Genomic DNA, 20,386 nt, shown 5'->3' with positions numbered 1-20,386 from the left:
GTTACGGCTGGTAGCGGATGTCGGCGTCGACACTGCTGCCACCGGCCTTGCCGTCCTTGCCCAGGCTGATCAGCTCATACGGCTGGCCCTCGCCCGGCGTGCGGTATTCCAGCGCATGGCCCCACGGATCGTTCAGATCGGCCGGCTTGGCATAGGGCCCCAGCCAGCCAGCCACGCCAGCCGGTGCAGTCACCAGATCATTGAGCGAGCCGGGCAGCTTGCCGGTATCGATCTGGTAGTTGTCGACCTTGGATGCGACGGTCTGCACCTGTGCCTTGGCAATGTTGGCCTTGCCGCGGTCGGCGCCACCCAGCACGCGGCTGGCGACCAGGGTCAGCACCGCGCCGATCAGCACGATGACGATGATGATCTCCAGCAGGCTCATGCCCGACTGGTTGCGCGCTGCGATGAAGGAAAGGCGGATCGGTCGACGGGAAGCAATCATGGTCGGTCCTTTCAGTTGCGGAGTGTCGGGGTTGCGTAGGGATCCATCGTCAACCGATGGCATTGGTCAGGTCGTACAGCGGCACCAGCACGGCAACGATCACCGCACCCACCACCGAGGCCAGCACCAGGGTGATCGCCGGCACCATCGCCGCCAACAGGCGGTCGATGCGGCGGGCGCTGTCCTGTTCGAAGGTGTCAGCCGCTTTCAACAGCATGGTATCGAGCGCGCCGGACTCCTCGCCAACCTGGATCATCTGCAAGGCCAGGCGCGGGAAACGCCTGCCTCGCGACAGTGCCAGCGACAGGCCGGCACCGTTCTTCACTTCATCGGCGGCGGTTTCCACATCGGCAGCCAGCGCGCGGTTGCCCAGCACGTTGCGGGCGATGCCCAGGGCACCCAGCAGCGGTACGCCATTGCGCAGCAGGGTACCCAGCGTGCGCGCCAGCCGGGCAGTCTCCAGTTCACCCAGCAGGCGGCCGATGCCGCGACGCTGCAGCAGCCAACCATCCAGCGCCAACCGGAAGGCCGGCTGCCGCGCCTTGCGTTCGAAGAACAGCGCCACCAGCGCCGGCACCACCAGCAGCAGCACCCACCAGTCACGCACGAACAGGCCCAGCTGCAGCACTGCGTTGGTGAACCACGGCAGCGCCACATCCAGGCTCTCGTACATCTGCGCGAACTGCGGCACCACGTAGCCAAGCAGGAACAGCAGCGCACCACCCACCACCACCAGCAGGATGGCCGGGTACACCAGCGCGTTGATCACCTTGCCTTGCAGGGCCCGGCTGCGTTCGAGGTAGTCGGCCAGGCGCTGCAGGGTTTCGTGCAGGCTGCCGCCGGCCTCACCGGCACGCACCATGTTCACGTACAGGCGCGAGAACAACCCGTGCTGGCGTTCCAGTGCGGTCGACAGCGGCGCGCCACCGCGCACCACATCGCGGATGTCGGCGATCGCGCGACGCGAACGATCGTCTTCGGGCAACCCGAGCAGGATCGACAGCGCGCGGTCCAGCGGCTGGCCCGCACCGAGCAGTGTCGCCAGCTGCTGGGTGAACTGCAGCAATGCCGCGCCCTGCAGCGGCCGTTGGCGGAACAGGTTGCGCCAGGTACCGCCACCGATCGCACCGCCATCGGCCAGCTGTGTCTCCATCGGCAGATGGCCCTGGTCCTGCAGGCGCGCGACCAGCTCGGCCTCGCTGGCCGCTTCCATCTGCCCGTCGAAGATCTCGCCGTGCGGATTCAGTGCCTTGTAACGGTAGGTCGGCATGTCAGCCCCGTCGTCCTGCGCGCATCAGCTTTCCTCGGTGACACGCAGGACTTCCTCGATGGTCGTCTGCCCACTGAGGGCCTTGGACAGGCCGTCTTCGTACATCGTGCGCATGCCGGCTTCGCGGGCAATGCGTTCGATCTCGCCCATGCCGTCGCGGCGCATCACCGCACGCCGCAGCGCATCGTTCATCACCAGGAATTCCATGATGGTGGTACGACCGAGGTAACCGGTCGGCGCCAGCGCCGAGGGCCTGGGGCGGAACAGATGGATCGGCCCCTCCGGCTGCAGGCGGCGCAGCTCGAAGCGTTTGATTTCCTCCGGCGAAGCCTCGTAGCGCTCGGCGTGGGTCGGTTCCAGCCGGCGCACCAGGCGCTGGGCCAGAATCCCGTTGATGGTGGAGGTGAGCAGGTAGTCTTCCACGCCCATGTCGAGCAGGCGGGTGATACCACCGGCGGCATTGTTGGTGTGCAGGGTGGACAGCACCAGATGGCCGGTCAGTGCCGACTGGATCGCGATGCGCGCAGTTTCCAGATCGCGCATTTCGCCGATCATGATGATGTCCGGATCCTGGCGCACGATGCTGCGCAGCGCGTTGGCGAAGTCCAGGCCGATCTGCGGCTTGGCCTGGATCTGGTTGATGCCCTCGATCTGGTACTCGACCGGGTCCTCGACCGTGATGATCTTGACGTCGGCGGTATTGAGCTGGCTCAGCGCGGTGTACAGCGTGGTGGTCTTGCCCGAGCCGGTCGGGCCGGTCACCAGCAGGATGCCGTGCGGCTGTTCCAGCACCTTGCGGAACTGCGGCAGGAACGCATCGGTGAACCCCAGCCGGTGGAAATCAAACACCACTGTCTCGCGGTCGAGCAGGCGCATCACCACGCTTTCGCCGTGCGCGGTCGGCACGGTGCTCACGCGCAGGTCCAGCTCCTTGCCCTGCACGCGCAGCATGATGCGGCCGTCCTGCGGCAGGCGGCGCTCGGCAATGTTGAGCCGGGCCATGATCTTGATGCGGCTGATCACCGCTGCGGTGAGGTTGGCCGGCGGGCTTTCGCCCTCCACCAGCACGCCATCGACACGGTAGCGGACCTTCAGGCGGCTCTCGAACGGTTCGACATGGATGTCCGACGCGCGCAGTTCCACCGCACGCTGGATCACCAGGTTGACCAGGCGGATCACCGGCGCTTCCGAGGCCAGGTCGCGCAGGTGCTCGATATCGTCGACCGCGCCGCCCTCGCCGTCTGCGGTCTCCACGATCGCGCCCATCGCGCTGCGGCCCTGGCCGAACCAGCGCTCGACCAGGTCATCGATCTCCGCGCGCATGCCCAGCACCGGTGTCACCGGAACCCCCAGCGCCAACTGCACGGCCTGCTGCGGATAGGCATCGTGGGCATCGGCCAGCCACAGACGCACCCTGTGTTCATTCAACTCCAGCGGGCACACATGGAACTGCTTCAGGAAGCGCAGCGACAGTGGCATGCCCTCGGCCAGTGCCTGTGGCGGGGCCTCCGGCACCTGCCTGCCCTCCAGCAGCGGCAGGCCCAGCACCTCCGCGCTGGTCTGTGCCTGGTCGCGTTCAGACACCAGGCCCAGGCGCACCAGCAGGCCCAGCAGGCTGCCGCCGGCCTCGGCGTGCAACGGCCGCGCGCGCGCCAGGTCTCCTTCCTTGAGCCGGCCGCGTGCCAGCAGCGCATCCAGGATGCGGCCTTCGGCATCGTCGGTAACGGTTGCAGCGAGCGCGTTCACGTGACTCTCCTGTCAATCGGACCGACTTTAGCAGTTAAGCCATGATTTCCGCCGCCCTGCGGCCAGCTTTCGTAAAAAGACGAAGCCCGTCACACAGGATGACGGGCCTCGGCCGTTCAACTACGACACGTCAGGCTTACTGCGTGGCGAGGATGCTCACGCCGTTATAGGCCGCTTCGCCCACTACCTTGATGTAGTAGGTGCCTGCCACCGGCTTGTTCACCCGTACCGTTTCGGACGTGCCGGGACGGGTCGACTTGCCATCGTTGTCGCTGGCGCTCGGCTCGCGACCCTGGGCGATGTAGACGGACACGTTGCCGGTGCCACCGTAGGTGATCACGCTGAGCTGCTTGCCAGCGGCTGCCTCGAAGCTGTACAGGCGGCTGCTGCCGGCCGTGCCGTTCAGCCCCCCCACGGCGGCCTTGTTGGTCAGCGGCGTCGCCACCGGTCCACAGTTCTCGGTGCACGGCTCTTCCAGCGCCTTGGCCAGCGCCGCCTTGGCATCGACGATGCCGGTGCCGATCGGAGTGGCGGTCGGGATGCTGACCGGGAACGGACGCGCGGTTTCCTTCAGCAGGGTGCGCATCGCGGCGGGGGCCAGCGGATCCTTGCCCTTGGCGATCAGCGCGCTCTGCACCAGTGCAGCGACGGCAGCCACGTGCGGCGAGGCCATCGACGTGCCGCCCATGCCCATGTAGCTGTAGCTGCCCGACTCCGGCGTGGTGGCCGCATCGGAACCGGACTGCCAGACGTAGCCGCCGGGATTGCCGTCGACGCTGCCACCACCACCCGGACCGGACAGGTCCACGCGGGTGCCGTAGTTGGAGTAGTAGGTGATGCCGCCGGTAATGCGGGTGGCGCCGACGGTCACCACGCCGTCGCAACTGGCTGGACGGTATTTGGAGGCGTTGTCGGTCTCGTTGCCGGCCGCCACGACCACGGTGGTGCCACGCGAGATCGCGCCATTGATCGCATCCTGGTAGGTTCCGTCACAGCTGCCGCTTCCACCCAGGCTCATGTTGATGATCTCGGCCGGGTTGGCATTGGCGGGCACGCCCGCCACCGTGCCGCCGGAGGCCCAGGTGATGGCGTCGGCGATATCGGAAAGGTAGCCACCGCACTTGCCGAGCACGCGGACCGGCAGCACCTTGGCCTTGTGCGCGACACCGGCCATGCCGACGCCGTTGTTGGTCTGCTCGGCCACGGTGCCAGCCACGTGGGTACCGTGCCAGGAGCTGTCCTCCGCGACGGAACCGGTGTAGCACTCGTTGTCGTTCTCGACCCAGTCACCATAGTCCTGCGCACCTGGCACGCGATCGTTGGTGGCACGGCGCGACGTCTCGGCATCGCTGATGAAGTCGTAGCCTTCCAGCAGGTTGCCGACCAGGTCCGGGTGCTGCGGCAGGATGCCGGTGTCGAGTACCGCCACCACCACGCCTTCGCCCTGCGATACATCCCACGCCGACGGTGCGTTGATGCCGCCGGTGGCGTTGTGCAGGTGCCACTGGTACTGCTGGTAGTAGGGATCATTCGGCGCCAGCGCCGGCTGCACGTCACCGGCACGCAGCTCGGTACGGCGCAGCTTCACATCGGCCTCGGCGTACTGCACGGACGGATCGGCCTTCAGTTCCTTCAGCACGCGCTGCAGTTCGGCAGGCGCCAGGCGCCCCTGCAGGCGGATCAGGTCGGCACCGACGCCCAGCCTGCGCACGACCTGCGGGCCGAGCGCGCTGGCGCGGGTAGTGCCACCGGACAGGCTGGCGCGGGTCAGCGCGGACTGCACGGTGGACAGCTTGGCCGACCGGTCGCCCGCCGCAGTGGTGCCGGCACGGTACTTGACGATGATGCGCTGGGTGCCGGGCTCGGCGGTGCTGGCCTGGCGCACCGGTTCACGGGTCGGCAACCCGGCGGCGTGGACGGCACCGACGGCGGTCATCGACAGCACGGCGGCGGCAAGCACATTGATGCGAAGGTTCTGCTTCTTGATCACGTCGAATTCCTCTTCTGGGTCATGGATCGAACCAACACTGCGGCCATCATTCCTTGACGACTCCCGGCCGGCCCAGCCGGGATTGCCGTGACCTCCCCCCAGGCCCTGTTTGCAGGTTTGGCGCCGGCGTGGGTGGCCGCCGGCGCAGTGGTTTGGCTTACCAGCCGAAGCCGGCACCGACGCCAACCGAGCTGTCGTCACTGCTGAAGGCACCGCCGAAGGTAACCGTGGCGCGATCGCTGATCGCACGCTGGTAGCCCAGCGACAACGCCGACTCGCCGCCCTGGAAACCGATGCCGACGCCGACCCGGTTCTGGGTGCGGATACCGGCGGCACTGGTGGCCATGTTGAGCATCGCCGCACTCATCGCACCCTGGCGGTCGATGCGGCGGTCCATGTGGCGCAGGCGTCCATCGATTTCACCCTTGAACACATCGAAGCTGTCGGCGACGGCCTGGACGCGGCTGTCGGTGTAGCTGTTCGCCGTGGCCACGCCACGGTCCAGCTGGCCCTTGTTGACGGCGTCGGTGGCGGTGGTGCCGGCGGCGACGTTGGTGACCTGGCGTTCGTTGCCTTCGCTGCCGACCGACACGGTGTTGGCACGATCGGCGACCGAACCCTGGCCCAGTGCCACGGCGTTGGCAGCCGTGGCACTGGCACCCTGGCCGACGGCGGTGGACGACGCGCCGCTGGCGACGGCGCCCTCGCCCATGGCCACCGCATTGGCGCCGGTCGCCGGGGTCCCGACCGGAATGCCAGCACCCGCCGCGGCGGCCGTCGGCGTACCCTGCACCCGCGCGGTGCCGGCCGGTGCTGCATCGGCTGTTGCACGCGCATCCGCGGCGCTGGCCAGCGGGCTGTCATCCAGCGAGGCACTCATCGCGCGCAGGCTGGCGGTTCCGGCACGCGTGCCACCGGCGGTGCGACGGTCGATCTCGCTGACCTTGCGGTCCAGCGCGCCCAGCGCATCGCCGACGTTGCTGTAGGTGGCGCCCTGGATCACGTAGTTCGGCGCCACGAACACGCCCTGCATGCCAACGCTGGCGCCACCGCCGAGGAAGCTGGCGGCATCACTTAGCGACTGGAACAGCTGCCCGCCGGTGATCACCTGGCGGCTACCGGCGGCGATGCTGCCGGCACCGACGTTGTCGATGGTGGTGCCCTGGAAACCGGACAGGGTCAGTCGGTCACGGCTGGCGTCGTCGTAGCCGACCGCACTGGCCGCCGTGGTCTCGACCGTCGCGATGCGCGAGTCGAAGTCACCCACGCGGGTTTCCACTGCTCCCACCCGCTGGTTGGTGACGTTGAGCTGGGAGCCGGTGATCGCATCGGTGCTGCCGGCAGCGATGCGGCCGTCGGCGACGTTGACGATGCGCCGCGTGGCCGGACCGGCGGTGCCGTTGCCACCGCCGACCGAGACCACGTTGGCCTCCAGCGCGCGCGAACCGGCACCCAATGCCACCGAGTTGTTGCCGCTGGCGCCGCTGTTGGCACCCAGTGCCAGCGTCGCATTGCCGATGGCCGCGGCACCGCTGCCCAACGCATTGCTGCGGCCGCCACTGGCGTTGGCGTTGCCGCCAATGGCCACGGCATCGGTGCCGGTGGCACTGGCGGTACCCGAACCGTTGGCCTTGAAGCGTTGGCCGACCGCATCGGCGGTGGCGGCCACTGCATCGAGCTGGCCCTTGTTCACCGCATCGGTGGCCTGCGTACCCGCCGCGACATTGGTGAGCTGGCGGTTGATCGCGCTGTGGGTGACGCCGGCGGCATCGACCCACTCCTGCGCAGCACCCACCGACACCGTGTTGGCGCGGTCGGCCAGCGAGCCCGCGCCCAACGCGACGCTGTTACCGGCGTCCTTGGTGGTCCAGGTGTTGCTGCCGAGCACCGTCGCGTTGCTGGCCTGCGCATAGCTGTTGTAACCGACCACGGTGGCGCCATCTTCGGTGGCCCACGCTTCACTGCCGATGGCGGTAGTGAACTGGCCGGCGCTGGCGCTGGCGGCATCCTGTCCGGCCAGTGCGTTGAAGCCGACCGCCACGCCGTTCAACCCGGTGGCGGCGTTGTTGCCCAGAGCGGTGCCGTACTCGCCAGCCTTTGCCTGCACGCCGAAGCCGGCGCCGGCGATCTGCGCGATGGTGCCCTGGCCCACCGCCGTGGAAACATCGGCGGCCTGCGCAGCACTGCCTACGGCGGTGCCGAAGAAGCCGGCGCTGGCACCTGCACCAAACGCCGTGGCGCGCCAGCCGCTGGCCTGCGCGAAGTTGCCGACTGCGGTCGTTTCGCGGCCATCGGCGATCGCGCCGTAGCCCACTGCGGTAGCCGCAAGGCCGGCGGCCTCGGCCATGCCGCCGACAGCGGTCGCCCCGATGCCCTGCGACTGCGACTGCGCGCCGATCGCAATGCTGGCGGCGCCGCCGCTGCTGCTCTGTGCACCCAGCGCAACGGCACTGTCTGCGGTGCTGCTGGCACCGCTGCCGATGGCCACGCTCTGCTCGGCCGTGGCCAGTGCGTCGACGCCGACCGCCGTGGCATTGGCAGCGACCACCGTTGCGCCGCTGCCCAACGCGGTAGCGCCGTTGCCAATTGCATTGGCCGCATTGCCAGCGGCGAGCGCGTTGTCACCCTCCACCAGTGCGCCTGCTTCGCCATCGGCATTGCCGCTGGCCTGGAACTGGCGGCTGGTCTTGTCGGCAACGCTGGCCACCGCGTCCAGCTGGCCCTTGTTCACCGCATCGGTGGCTTCAGTGCCGGCTGCAACATGGGTCACCTGGCGCTCACCGCCCGCGGTTCCCACAGCCACGGTATTGTCGCGCTCGGCCTTGGAGCCGGCGCCCAGCGCCACGCTGTTCAACCCACTGGCGGTGGCACCGGCACCCAGCGCAGTGGCATCCGCCGCATCCGCCCACGAGTTCCAGCCGATCGCGGTCGCGTAGTCTTCGGTCGCCCACGCACCCGCACCGAATGCCGCTGCACCAGTGCCGCTGGCACGCGACGGGATCAAGCCGAAGAAGGTGCTGCCACCAATGGCCACACTCTCCTCGCCACTGGCCTCGCTGGACTGACCTACGGCCACGGCACCGGTACCGGCCGCGGCAGCGCCGAAGCCGACTGCCGTGGTGTTGGCACCACTTGCCGCCGAGCCATAGCCCAACGCGGTGCCGAGGCGTCCGCTTGCTTCGGCATAGCCACCGACGGCGGTGGTGCCATCGGCCGAGGCGGCGCTGCGGAAGCCGCTGGCCAGTGCCTGCGTGCCGCTGGCGTTGGATTCAGTGCCGGTCGCGGTACTGTATGCACCACTGGCCTGTGCACGCGCACCCACGGCACTGGCACCCAGCTCGCTGGCGCTGGCGCCGGTGCCGAGCGCAAGGCTGTCTTCGCCGGTGGCCTGTGCGGCACTGCCCAACGCTGCGGCGTTGTCGCCGGTGGCCAGCGCATCGAGGCCCACCGCCGTGGCGTTGGCCGCCAGTGCATTGGCGCCGCTGCCGAGTGCGGTGGCGCCGTTGCCGATGGCGTTGGCCGCATCACCGGCGGCCAACGCGTTGTCGCCCTCAACCAGGGCGCCGGTTTCACCATCGGCGTTGCCACTGGCCTGGAACTGCCTGCTGGTCTTTTCCGCTGCAGCGGCTACGGCGTCGAGCTGGTTCTTGTTGACCGCATCAGTGCCCTGCGTGCCAGCAGCCACGTTGGTGATCTGGCGGGTATTGCCACCACCGCCCACCGACACGGTGTTGTCGCGGTCGGCGATCGAATCGGCACCCAGCGCCACGCTGTTGGCCGCGCGCGATTCGGCGGCGTTGCCCAGTGCGGTGCTGTTGATGCCACCGGACCAGGCGCCACCACCGACGGCGGTGGAGTAGTTGCCCGATGCTTCGGTGGCCAGCACGCCGAACAGCGAACCGCCGACGGCAACACTGTTGGTGCCGGTGGCCAGGCTGCCCTGGCCGGTGGCCGTGCTGTAGGCACCGGAGGCTTCCGCATCGCCACCCACTGCCACACTGTTGGAACCGGAGGCATTGGCGAAGTTGCCGAAGGCGGTGGCGTTGAACGCCGAGGCCTGCGCATAGCCACCGATGGCGGTGCTGTAGCCACCGGTCGCTTCTGCACCGATGCCGAACGCTGCCGACGCGGTGCCGCTGGCCACGCTCTCGCTGCCGACAGCGGTGGCCGCATCGCCGCTGGCATTGCTGAAGTAGCCCACCGCCACGGCTTCCTCGCCGGAGGCTTCGGACAACACACCGTTGGCGGTACTGCCGGCACCACTGGCGATGCTGGCGGCACCGAACGCCGCGCTCTGCTCGCCGCTGGCTTCGCTTTCCGCGCCCTGTGCGGTGGCGTACTCACCGGTGGCCTGCGCGTTGGCACCGACGGCGCTGGCGTTGGCGGCGCTGGCCAGCGCGTTGAAGCCGATCGCCTGCGCGTTGCTGGCCAGCGCATTGGCACCACTGCCGAGCGCGGTGGCGCCGTTGCCGATGGCGTTGGCCGCATCACCGGCGGCCAGCGCGTTGTCACCGTCCACCAGGGCACCAGTCACGTCGTCGCCGTTGCCGCTGGCCTGGAAGAAGCGGCTGGTGGTCGTGGCGGTGGTCGCCACTGCATCCAGCTGTGCCTTGTTCACCGCGTCCGTGGCTTGGGTACCGGCAGCGACGTTGGTGACCTGGCGTTCGTTGCCGCTGCTGCCCACCGACACCGTGCGTGCACGGCTGGCAACCGAACCGGCACCGAGCGCGACAGCATTGCTGGCGCTGGCGTTGCTGCCGGCGCCCAATGCGATCGCACTTTCGCCGCCGGCCACCGTATTGGTACCGATGGCGATGCTGTTGATGCTGTTGCCCAGCGCCTGGAAGCCCAGTGCCACGCTGTTGTCGCCATAGCCGAATGCACCGCGGCCGACCGCAGTGGAACTGGCCCCATTGGCCCAGCTGTTGTAGCCGATGGAGGTTGCGCCGCTGCCACTGGCCCAGGCCGCGTTGCCAAAGGCCGACGCGTTGGTGGCGGTGGCCCACGCACCCGAACCGAACGCTGCTGCGCCACTGGCCGTCGCCCAGCTGTAACCCCCTACCGCGGTGCTGTCATCGCTGCTGGCGAAGGCGCTGTCACCAACCGCGACCGCATAGCTGCCGGTTGCACGCGACGTGCCGCCAGCAGCGAAGCTGTTGTCCCCGCTGGCCTTGGCCGCATTGCCGAAGGCGCTGCTGGCGGCGCCGGTGGCCTGTGCGCCGCTGCCCACTGCGGTGGCGTTGGCGACGGCGGTGGTGCCTACCTGCTGCGCCGTGCCGTCGGCACCGATGATCGGCTGGTTGTACTCGTCGTAGGCCTGGCCGAGGCCACCGATGGCAACACCGCCGTTGCCGGTGGCGCTGCTGTTGCGACCCACCGCCACGCTGTCATCACCGATCGCCGACGCGGCAGCGCCATGTGCAACCGCGCCGGCGCCGATCGCATTGCTCGACGAACCGGCCGCGACCGCGCCTTCCCCCTCGGCCAGCGCACCGGCATCACTGCCCGCTTCCGGCTGCGCCTGGAAGAAGCGCGCGGTGCTGTCGGCGGTGCTGGCCACGGCGTCCAGCTGCGCCTTGTTCACTGCATCGGTGGCTTCGCTGCCGGCAGCGACGCTGGTGATCTGCCGTTCGTTGCCGGCACTGCCGACGGCCACGCTGTTGGCGCGCACCGCTTCGGAATTCGCGCCAAGCGCGACGCTGTTGGCGCCACGCGCGGTGGCGTAGTACCCGACGGCCGTGCTCTGTGCGCCGCTGGCCCAGGTCTGCGCGCCGAGTGCGCTGGCATTCTCACCCGGGGCGTAAGCGAAGTAGCCGACGGCGGTGGATTCCGCGCCGGAGGCTTCGGTCAGGCTGCCGTTGGCCACCGCGCGGTCACCGCTTGCGATGGCACCGGCACCGACGGCTGTCGCCGCTTCGCCGCCGGCCTGGGTCTGCACGAAGAAACCCAGGCCGGGAATCAGGTCGGCCGGGCCACCGATGGCCACGCTGCTGGTGCCGGTGGCGTTGCTCTGCGTACCCAGCGCCGTGGAGTAATCACCGATGGCGTTGGCGACCGCACCGAACGCGGATGCCTGCGCGCCGGCGGCATAGGCACCTACCCCGTAGGACGACGCCGCAAAGCCGCTGGCTTCGGCACTGGCGCCCACCGCGGTGCCACCGACACCGGCACTGGTGGCGCCGGTTTCCACCGGTACGCCGCCACTGGTGATCAGCGGATTGCCATCGGCATCAACAGCGGCACCACCGACGGCGACGCTGCCCGGGCCGTTGGCCTGTGCGTTGTTGCCGAACGCGGCACTGTTCTGGCCCGAGGCCAGTGCGTTGTTGCCCACGGCGGTCGCGTTCTGCGCAATGGCGTTGGCGCCCGCGCCCACAGCGGTGGCGCCGTTGCCGATGGCGTTGGCCGCCTCGCCGGCCGCCAGTGCCTCGTCACCTTCGGCCAGCGCGCCGGCATCGCTGTTGCTGCTGCCAGTAGCCTGGAACCGCTTGGCGGTGGCATCGGCCACGGTAGCCACGTCCTTCAGCTGGCCGACATTGACCGCGTCGGTATCTTCAGTACCTGCCGCAACGCTGGTGATCTGCCGGGTCAGGCCGTACTCGGTCGCACCGACGGACACCGTATCGACACGGTCGGCCAGCGAGCCTGCGCCCAGCGCCACGCTGCCGGTGGCAACCGCCGCCGAATTGGAGCCCAGTGCGGTGCTGTATTCGCCCACGGCGGTACTGAATGCACCCACCGCAATCGAGGCTTCGTTTGCGGCAGTGGCGCCTCGACCCAGTGCGGAACTGCCTGGGCCCATCGCCACAGCGCCACCACCTACGGCAGTGGCGCCGTCGGCGCTTGCTTCGGACAACGCACCCAGCGCGGTGGCCGCGCCGTTCTCGCTGGCGGCATAGGCGCTGGCGCCAACGGCGGTGTCACCGAGACCGAACGCTGCGGCGCTCTGCCCGACCACCACGCTGGCATCGCCGATCGCCAATGCGCCTTGTCCGAACGCACTGGCGCCGAGACCGGCGGCAATGGCCTGGGTGCCGATGGCGGTGGTGGCATTGGCCAAGGACTGGGCGCCGGCACCGGCGGCTACCGCGCCTTGCCCGTCGATCTTGGCCGCGTCGCTGTCATCACCTGCGCCGTCAGCCTTGAAGTAGCGGTCCCCAGCTGCGGCGACATCCGCCAGCGCGGCCTGCGTGGCGCGCGCCTGCGCATCCAGCTGCCCCTTGTTCACCGCATCGGTGGCCTGGGTACCGGCGGCCACGTTGGTGATCTGCCGTTCCTTGCCGGCATCGCCGACAGACACCGTGTTGGCGCGCGTAGCCTTGGAGCCTGCGCCCAGCGCAACGCTGTTGGCTGCACTGGCGCTGCTGTTGCCACCGATCGCCACCGCGTTGCTGCCCTTGGCACTGGCCGTGCCTTCAACCAGGCACTTTTCCAGCAGCTTGCCGCTGAGTGCCACACAGGTGGCGCTGCCACCGATCTGCACCGACTGTGCAGCGGCGGAACTGCTCATGCCCAATCCCAATACCAGGCCCAGTGCCACCGCCAACAGCGCGGGCGTGGCCTGTGTCGTATCGCGGCGCTGGTCGACAACACCACCGCTGCTGTCGGAGGAGGCCAGCTCCGAGGCCACCACCAACTGACCCAATGCTTTGTTCCAGACCTTGCGATAAATCCGATTCATCGGTACGGCTCCTGATTGGACTGGTTTTGGGCAAAGCGACGCCATCGCCGAGCCTTCTGGCCCAGCGTCCCCTGGGGGCGTCTATTCGCGTGATTTACTGCGGGTAATGCCGAACGGCGCGCAGCGACAGAAACCCGAGCGCATGCGCCAAGCGGTTACTGCGAAATGAATGATTCTGAAACGGGCTTCAAGTGTTAACGGCAACTTTGCAGATCGTCAAGACTTTGACACGGCAAATCCTATTGCCGTGAAGCAGTTCACCATTTCGCGTGTTTATAAAAGAACTTCGTTATGCACACGTGACGAGCTGCTGGCGCATGAAAATCGATGTAACTAGCGGGCGCGACAAGGGTTTCGCGCGCGCAAAGAAAAACCCGCCGGCAACGCGGCGGGTTTTCCATACGCGATGGCATTGCGCCGTGCGCGCAATGCTGCGATCAGCCGCACCACACCCGTGCGTTGCGGAACATGCGCATCCACGGCGAATCACCCTGCCATTCGGCCGGCGCCCAGCTCATGTTGAGCGCGCGCGGGGTGCGCTCGGGGTGCGGCATCATGATGGTGACCCGGCCGTCGCTGCTGGTGAGGCCGGTGATGCCATCCGGCGAACCATTCGGATTCAGCGGATACTGGCTGGCAACGTTGCCATGGCCATCAATGTAACGCAGCGAGACGCGGGCCGCGGCCTGGTCGACGGCCGTGTCGAACACTGCCTGGCCTTCACCATGCGCCACCGCCACCGGCAGGCGCGAGCCGGCCATGCCACGCAGCAGGATCGACGGCGACTCCACCACTTCCAGCAGTGCGGTACGGGCTTCGAACTGCTCGCTGGCATTGCGGCGGAACTGCGGCCAGTGCTCGGCACCCGGAATGATGTTCTTCAGCTGGCTCATCATCTGGCAGCCATTGCACACGCCCAGCGCGAAGCTGTCTTCGCGTGCGAAGAACGCGGCGAAGGCATCACGCAGTGCGCTGCGCTCCAGGATCGAGGTAGCCCAGCCACGGCCGGCACCGAGCACGTCGCCATAGCTGAAGCCACCACAGGCCACCAGGCCGGTGAAGTCCTGCAGCGCCACGCGGCCTTCGATCAGGTCGCTCATGTGCACGTCGAAGGCGCGGAAGCCGGCGCGTTCGAAGGCGTTGGCCATTTCGATCTGGCCATTGACGCCCTGCTCGCGCAGCACGGCCACGCGCGGGCGCGCACCGCTGCTGATGAACGGTGCGGCCACGTCTTCGTTGAGATCGAAGCTGAGCTTCGGCTTCAGGCCCGGTGCGTTGAAGGCACGTGCCACCTCGCGCTCTGCGTCGGCATTGGCCGGATTGTCGCGGCGCTTCTGCATCGCGTGGGTAACCGACCACCACGCGTCGAACAACGCTTCCCAGCGCCATTCGGCCAGGTTCTCGCCACCCAGCGACACGCGCACCACCGGTGCGGTGGTCGGCTTGGCGATGCGCTGCGCGCATTCGGTCAATGCATGGCGTTCGACAAGGTCGGCAAACGCGGCGCGGTCTTCGCGTGCGATCTGCACCACCGCACCCAGTTCTTCGTTGAACAAGCTGCGGAACGGATCGTCACCCCAGGCATCGAGGGTGATGTCCAGGCCCAGGCGCGAGGTGAAGGCCATTTCGCACAACGCGGCGAAGGCACCGCCGTCGCTGCGGTCGTGATAGGCCAGCAGCAGGCCGGACTGGCGCGCATCGCGGATCAGTTCGAAGAAACCCCGCAGGCGCTGCGGATCGTCCAGGTCCGGGGCGGCACCGGCAAAGGCCGGCAGTTCGCTGTGGTCGGCATGCACCTGGGCCAGGATCGAACCACCCAGGCGTTGCTTGCCGGCCCCCAGGCCGATCAGCCACAGCTCGCTGTCCACCTCCCGGTCGAGCAGCGGGGTCAACTGCTGGCGCACGTCGGCCACCGGCGCGAACGCCGAGATCACCAGCGACACCGGCGACACGCTCTTGTGCGCCTCACCCTGGTCGTGCCACTGCGCCTGCATCGACAACGAGTCCTTGCCCACCGGGATGCTGATGTCCAGCTGCGGGCACAGTTCCATGCCCACTGCCTTCACAGCGTCGTACAGCAGTGCGTCTTCGCCCGGGTGGCCGGCCGCGGCCATCCAGTTCGCCGACAGCTTGATCTCATCCAGCGCATCGACCGGCGCCGCGCACAGGTTGGTCAGCGCTTCGCCCACCGCCATGCGTGCCGAAGCAGCCGCATCGAGCAGGGCCAGTGGGGTGCGCTCGCCGATCGACATCGCTTCGCCGGCGACGCCGTCGAAGTCGGCCAGGGTGATCGCCACGTCGGCCACCGGCAGCTGCCACGGACCGACCATCTGTTCGCGTGCGGTCAGGCCACCGACGCTGCGATCACCGATGGTGACCAGGAAGTTCTTCGAGGCGACCGTCGGGTGCGCGAGCACGCGCAGGCCTGCTTCCTGCAGATCCAGGCCACCGGTCTTCAGCGCCGGCCAGCGCGGTGTCGGCGGGTGCGCAGTGTCGCGGTGCATCTTCGGCGGCTTGCCGAACAGCACGTCCATCGGCAGGTCGATCGGTGCGTCGGCCGGGGTGTGGCCCGGCACGGCGCCATAGGCCACCACCAGATGTTCCTCGGCGGTCGCCACGCCAACTGCAGCGAACGGGCAGCGCTCACGAGCACACAGCGCGGCGAACTCGGCCAGGCGCTCCTGGGCCACGCCCAGCACGTAGCGTTCCTGCGATTCGTTGCACCACAGCTGCATCGGCGACAGCGACGGATCATCGGTGGGCACCTTGCCCAGATCGATCACGCCGCCGACCCTGGAGTCGTGCAGCAGTTCGGGGATGGCATTGGACAGGCCACCGGCGCCGACATCGTGGAAGAACTTGATCGGGTTGTCGGCGCCCATCGCCACGCAGCGGTCGATGACCTCCTGGCAGCGGCGTTCCATTTCCGGGTTGTCGCGCTGCACGCTGGCGAAGTCCAGGTCCTCGGCGCTTTCACCGGAGGCCACCGAACTGGCGGCACCGCCGCCCAGGCCGATCAGCATCGCCGGGCCACCCAGCACGATCACCGCATCACCGGCCTGCAGCGGGATCTTGTCGACCTGCACGCGGTCGATCGCGCCGAGGCCACCGGCCAGCATGATCGGCTTGTCGTACGCGCGCACCAGATCGGCGCCTTCCGGCAGCTCGAAGCTGCGGAAGTAGCCGAGCAGGTTCGGGCGGCCGAACTCGTTGTTGAACGCGGCGCCGCCGAGCGGGCCGTCGGTCATGATTTCCAGCGCCGGTGCCATGCGCGGGTTCAGCGCGCGCGGCGCCTCCCACGGCTGCGGTAATTCCGGAATGCGCAGGTGCGAGACCGAGAAGCCGGTCAGGCCGGCCTTGGGCTTGCCGCCGCGGCCGGTCGCGCCTTCGTCGCGGATCTCGCCACCGGCACCGGTCGAGGCGCCCGGGAATGGCGCGATCGCGGTCGGGTGGTTGTGCGTTTCCACCTTGATCTGGAACGCGCTGGGCACCTGCGGCTCGCGGCGGTACTCGCCGCTGGCCGGATCCGGGCGGTAACGCGACGCCGGATGGCCTTCAATCACCGCGGCGTTGTCGCTGTACGCGCTGAGCGTGTGCTGCGGGGTCTGCTGGTGCGTGTTCTTGATCATCCGGAACAGCGAGCGGTCCTGCTCCTGGCCGTCGATGGTCCAGCTGGCGTTGAAGATCTTGTGGCGGCAGTGCTCGGAATTGGCCTGCGCGAACATCATCAGTTCCACGTCCGACGGCGACCGGCCCAACGCAGTGAAACGCTCGCGCAGGTAGTCGATCTCGTCCTGGGCCATGGCCAGGCCGAGGCGCTGGTTGGCGGCCTCCAGCTGGTCCACCGGCACGCGCTCCAGTTCACCCCGGGCCGGTGCCGAGAACAGCGCCTGGCCCTGTTCCACGGTCTCCAGCACAGACTGCGTCATCGGGTCGTGCAGCGCCTTGACCAGCGCCTGCTGGGCAGCGGCACCGGCCGGCCAACCCTGCACGTCGATGCGCAGGCCACGCTCGACCCGGCTGACCGGCTGGCCGGCACCTCGGACCAGTTCGGTGGCCTTGCTCGACCACGGCGACAGCGTGCCCAGGCGCGGCACCACGATGCGGCTGACTGCGCCTTCGGCCACGGCTTCGGCCTGCGGCGCCGCTTCGAGGATGCGGCACAGCGTGGTCAGGTCGGGGGCGGCGCTGCCTTCGGGCTGCACGAAGTAGACGTGCCAGGCACCGCTGATGCGCAGGGAGGGAGCGATGGACTGCAGGCGGGATTCAAGACGTTCGCGGCGGAACGGCGACAGGGCGGGCGCGCCCTCGAGGACCATCATGTCCGGGGAACCGTAGTTGGGAAACGGGCCCGACATTGTACCGGAAGCGGGGGAAGGGCTCTGGCCGGGCGGCGCCCGGCACCCGCCGAGGCCAGGGCAACGGCAACAGCAACAGCAAGAGCTGGCTTCCTGTGGGCTGGCGGGGCGGTGGGGGCCAGCAGGACACGCCGTAAACCCATCCATGGGGGCTCGATGGCGCCATCCATGGCGCCAACGGTCCTGCTGGCCCCCACCACCCCGCCCCCGACAGATTTCCGCGATCTGCGGCCATGCGTGAATGCTCCCCGGTAGTGCCGGCCGCTGGCCGGCACCCAGGAAATGTCAGAAATCAGGCACTGAAGAGCGCAGCGACCGGCTTTTGCCTTTGTTTTTTCTTCTGTCTTTCGTGGCTGGCCGCGCAGGAACCTGTCCGTGGCCGGGCGGGTGGGCTGCGCAGGGGCGTGAGCCGCATGGATGCGGCGACCGAGCTTACATGGACGTACTTGCAGCGTCCCCTGCGCAGCCCACCCGCCCGGCCAACCCCCAGAAATCCGCTGTTCGCGGAAAGCCCCAGCCACGAGGGGCCCCGCCGATGGCCGCCGACCGCGCGCAGCGCGCTCTCCGCCCGATTCCCCGAACCATGCGCTTGCTCACGGATTGACCACGCAATTGATGACAACGTTGTCCCCACCTGGTGCCGGACTCTCTCCCCGGCCTCCCAGGTGCCCTCCGTCCGGCCCCTCCGTCGCCTTCCCCGGCGATGCCCGGACCTGCGTCACGCGCGGCGCCATCGGGGCCCGCGCGCCCTTTGATCGGAGACTTACCCATGTACGACCCGATTGTGCGCAGTGCCGAACGTTCGACCCGAAGCTGTCGTCCCCGCCGCCTGGCCTGGCTGCTTGCCTTGGCCGCCGGTGCCGCCGTCCTGCCCGGCCTGGCGCAGGCCGCCAGCTGTGCCGGGGTGGCCGAATGGGACCAGGCCAAGATCTACCGGGCCGGCGATACCCTGCAGAAAGGAGGCGTCCTCTATCGGGCGAACCAGGACATCTGGAACGCGCCGCCGGACCATCCGGCCGGCGCGCCCTACTACACCAACCTCGGCGCCTGCGATGGCGGCGGCGCCAACCAGCCGCCGGTGGTCAGCCTGACCTCGCCGGCCAACGGTGCCACCTTCAGTGCCGGCAGCACGGTGAACGTGACCGCCACCGCCAGTGATCCAGACGGCAGCGTCGCCAAGGTCGAGTTCTTCCGCGATGGCAGCACGCTCGGCGTGGCCACCAGTGCGCCGTATGCGGCCAGCTGGGCCAACGCCAGCGCCGGCAGCCACACCCTGCGCGCGGTGGCCACCGACAACAACAACGCCACCACCAGCACGGCGACCATCACCATCACCGTCAACGCCGCCAGCGGCGACACCACCGCGCCGAGCGTGCCGGGCGGGCTGGCGGTCGGCACCCGTACCGCCAACAGCATCGCGCTCAGCTGGAGCCCGTCCACCGACAACACCGGTGGCAGCGGCGTGGCCGGCTATGACGTGTACCGCAACGGCAGCCTGGTCGGTTCACCGTCCAGTGCCAGCTACGTCGATGGCGGGTTGACTGCATCCACCACCTACCGCTACCGCGTACGCGCCCGCGACAATGCCGGCAATGCCTCAGCGCAGGGCACCGAGATCAGCGCCACCACGCTGGCCGGCGACGGCGGAACCACCGGCAAGCGGGTCATCGGTTACTTCACCCAGTGGGGCATCTACGGCCGCAACTACCGGGTCAAGAACATCGACAGCAGCGGTTCGGCCGCGCGCCTGACCCACATCAACTACGCGTTCGGCAACGTGCGCAACAACCGTTGCGAAGTGGGCGTCACCCAACCCTCGGATCCGAACAGCGGTGCCGGTGGCGATGCTTTCGCCGACTACACCAAGGCCTTCAGTGCCGCCGAGAGTGTCAGCGGCAGCGCCGACACCTGGGACCAGCCGCTGCGCGGCAACTGGAACCAGCTCAAGCAGCTCAAGGCCAAGTACCCGAACCTGAAGGTACTGATCTCGCTGGGTGGCTGGACCTGGTCGCGCGGCTTCTCCAGCGCAGCGCGCCCGGAGAACCGCCAGGCCTTCGTCGCCTCGTGCATCGACGCGTACATCAAGGGCAATCTGCCAGTGACCGACGGTGCCGGTGGTGCCGGTGCCGCGCTGGGTGTGTTCGACGGCATCGACATCGACTGGGAATACCCGGTGGCCTGCGGCATCGAATGCGGCAAGCCGGAAGACAACGCCAACTTCACCGCGCTGATGGCCGAGTTCCGCCGCCAGCTCGATGCGGTGCGTCCGGGCCTGTTGCTGACGGTGGCGGTGGGCGCCGGCATCGACAAGATCCGCGTCACCGATCCGGCCGCGTACCACCCGTACCTGGACTACATCAACGTGATGACCTACGACTTCCACGGCGCGTGGGATGCGAAGACCAATCACCAGTCGGCGCTGTTCGATTCGCCCAATGATCCGTCCACCGGCGACCAGAAGCTGTACAACAGCAACGACGCCATCGAGGCCTTCATCAGCCGCGGCGTGCCCGCGGCCAAGCTCAACCTGGGCATCGGCTACTACGGGCGTGGCTGGACCGGTGTGGCCAACGCCAACAACGGCCTGTACCAGACCGCGACCGGCGCTGCCCCGGGCACGTATGAAGCCGGCATCGAAGACTGGAAGGTGCTGAAGAACCTGGCGTGGCCGGGCTACACCGACAACACCGCAGGTGCCACCTGGATCTACAACGGCAGCACGCTGTGGAGCTTCGACACCCCGGCCAACATCACCCGCAAGATGGGCTACGTGAAGACCCAGGGCCTGGGCGGCGCGTTCGTCTGGGAGTTCAGTGGTGACGATGCGCAGGGCACGCTGACCAAGGCGGTCAGTGATGGCCTGAAGTAAGAAAAAAGCCGGGGGTGCTGCGCGCCC

At 68.5% G+C, this 20,386-nt stretch carries 7 protein-coding genes; 1 reads left to right on the top strand and 6 read right to left on the bottom strand.

All coding sequences use genetic code 11. The annotated features are described in order from the left end of the window. Position 1: 1 nt before the first annotated feature. The 6 genes from gspG to purL form a co-directional block, all read right to left on the bottom strand. Entirely contained in the window at positions 2-445 is a 444-nt protein-coding gene (gene gspG / locus AC5P8C_RS14810) for a type II secretion system major pseudopilin GspG (protein WP_495219003.1), read from the bottom strand. A 49-nt stretch (positions 446-494) separates the two neighbouring features. Then, the gene (gene xpsF / locus AC5P8C_RS14805; RefSeq protein WP_019661003.1) at positions 495-1,715 is read right to left on the bottom strand and encodes a type II secretion system protein XpsF; all 1,221 of its coding nucleotides are present in this window, start codon (positions 1,713-1,715) and stop codon (positions 495-497) included. 24 nt (positions 1,716-1,739) lie between these two features. Further along, positions 1,740-3,461 carry a type II secretion system ATPase GspE gene (gene gspE / locus AC5P8C_RS14800; protein ID WP_495219002.1) on the bottom strand — a complete coding sequence of 574 codons (1,722 nt, stop codon included), beginning with the start codon at positions 3,459-3,461 and terminating at the stop codon, positions 1,740-1,742. Between the two features lie 136 nt (positions 3,462-3,597). Beyond that, positions 3,598-5,451 carry a S8 family peptidase gene (locus AC5P8C_RS14795; RefSeq protein ID WP_019661001.1) on the bottom strand — a complete coding sequence of 618 codons (1,854 nt, stop codon included), beginning with the start codon at positions 5,449-5,451 and terminating at the stop codon, positions 3,598-3,600. Between the two features lie 157 nt (positions 5,452-5,608). Next, complete coding sequence (locus tag AC5P8C_RS14790; protein ID WP_495218999.1) at positions 5,609-13,132, bottom strand: ESPR-type extended signal peptide-containing protein; 7,524 nt, start codon at positions 13,130-13,132, stop codon at positions 5,609-5,611. A 437-nt stretch (positions 13,133-13,569) separates the two neighbouring features. After that, positions 13,570-17,454, bottom strand: a complete 3,885-nt coding sequence (gene purL / locus AC5P8C_RS14785; RefSeq protein WP_495218997.1) for a phosphoribosylformylglycinamidine synthase — start codon at positions 17,452-17,454, stop codon at positions 13,570-13,572. 805 nt (positions 17,455-18,259) lie between these two features. On the opposite strand from purL, the gene AC5P8C_RS14780 reads away from it, so the two are divergent. Next, on the top strand, positions 18,260-20,359 hold the full coding sequence (locus AC5P8C_RS14780) for a glycosyl hydrolase family 18 protein (protein ID WP_021203462.1): 2,100 nt from the start codon (positions 18,260-18,262) through the stop codon (positions 20,357-20,359). Positions 20,360-20,386: the final 27 nt, after the last annotated feature.

This window comes from Stenotrophomonas sp. YJH_SMC_46 (assembly GCF_059370315.1).
Note: the sequence above shows the minus strand (reverse complement) of the source record. Positions and strands in the feature narration are given on the sequence as shown.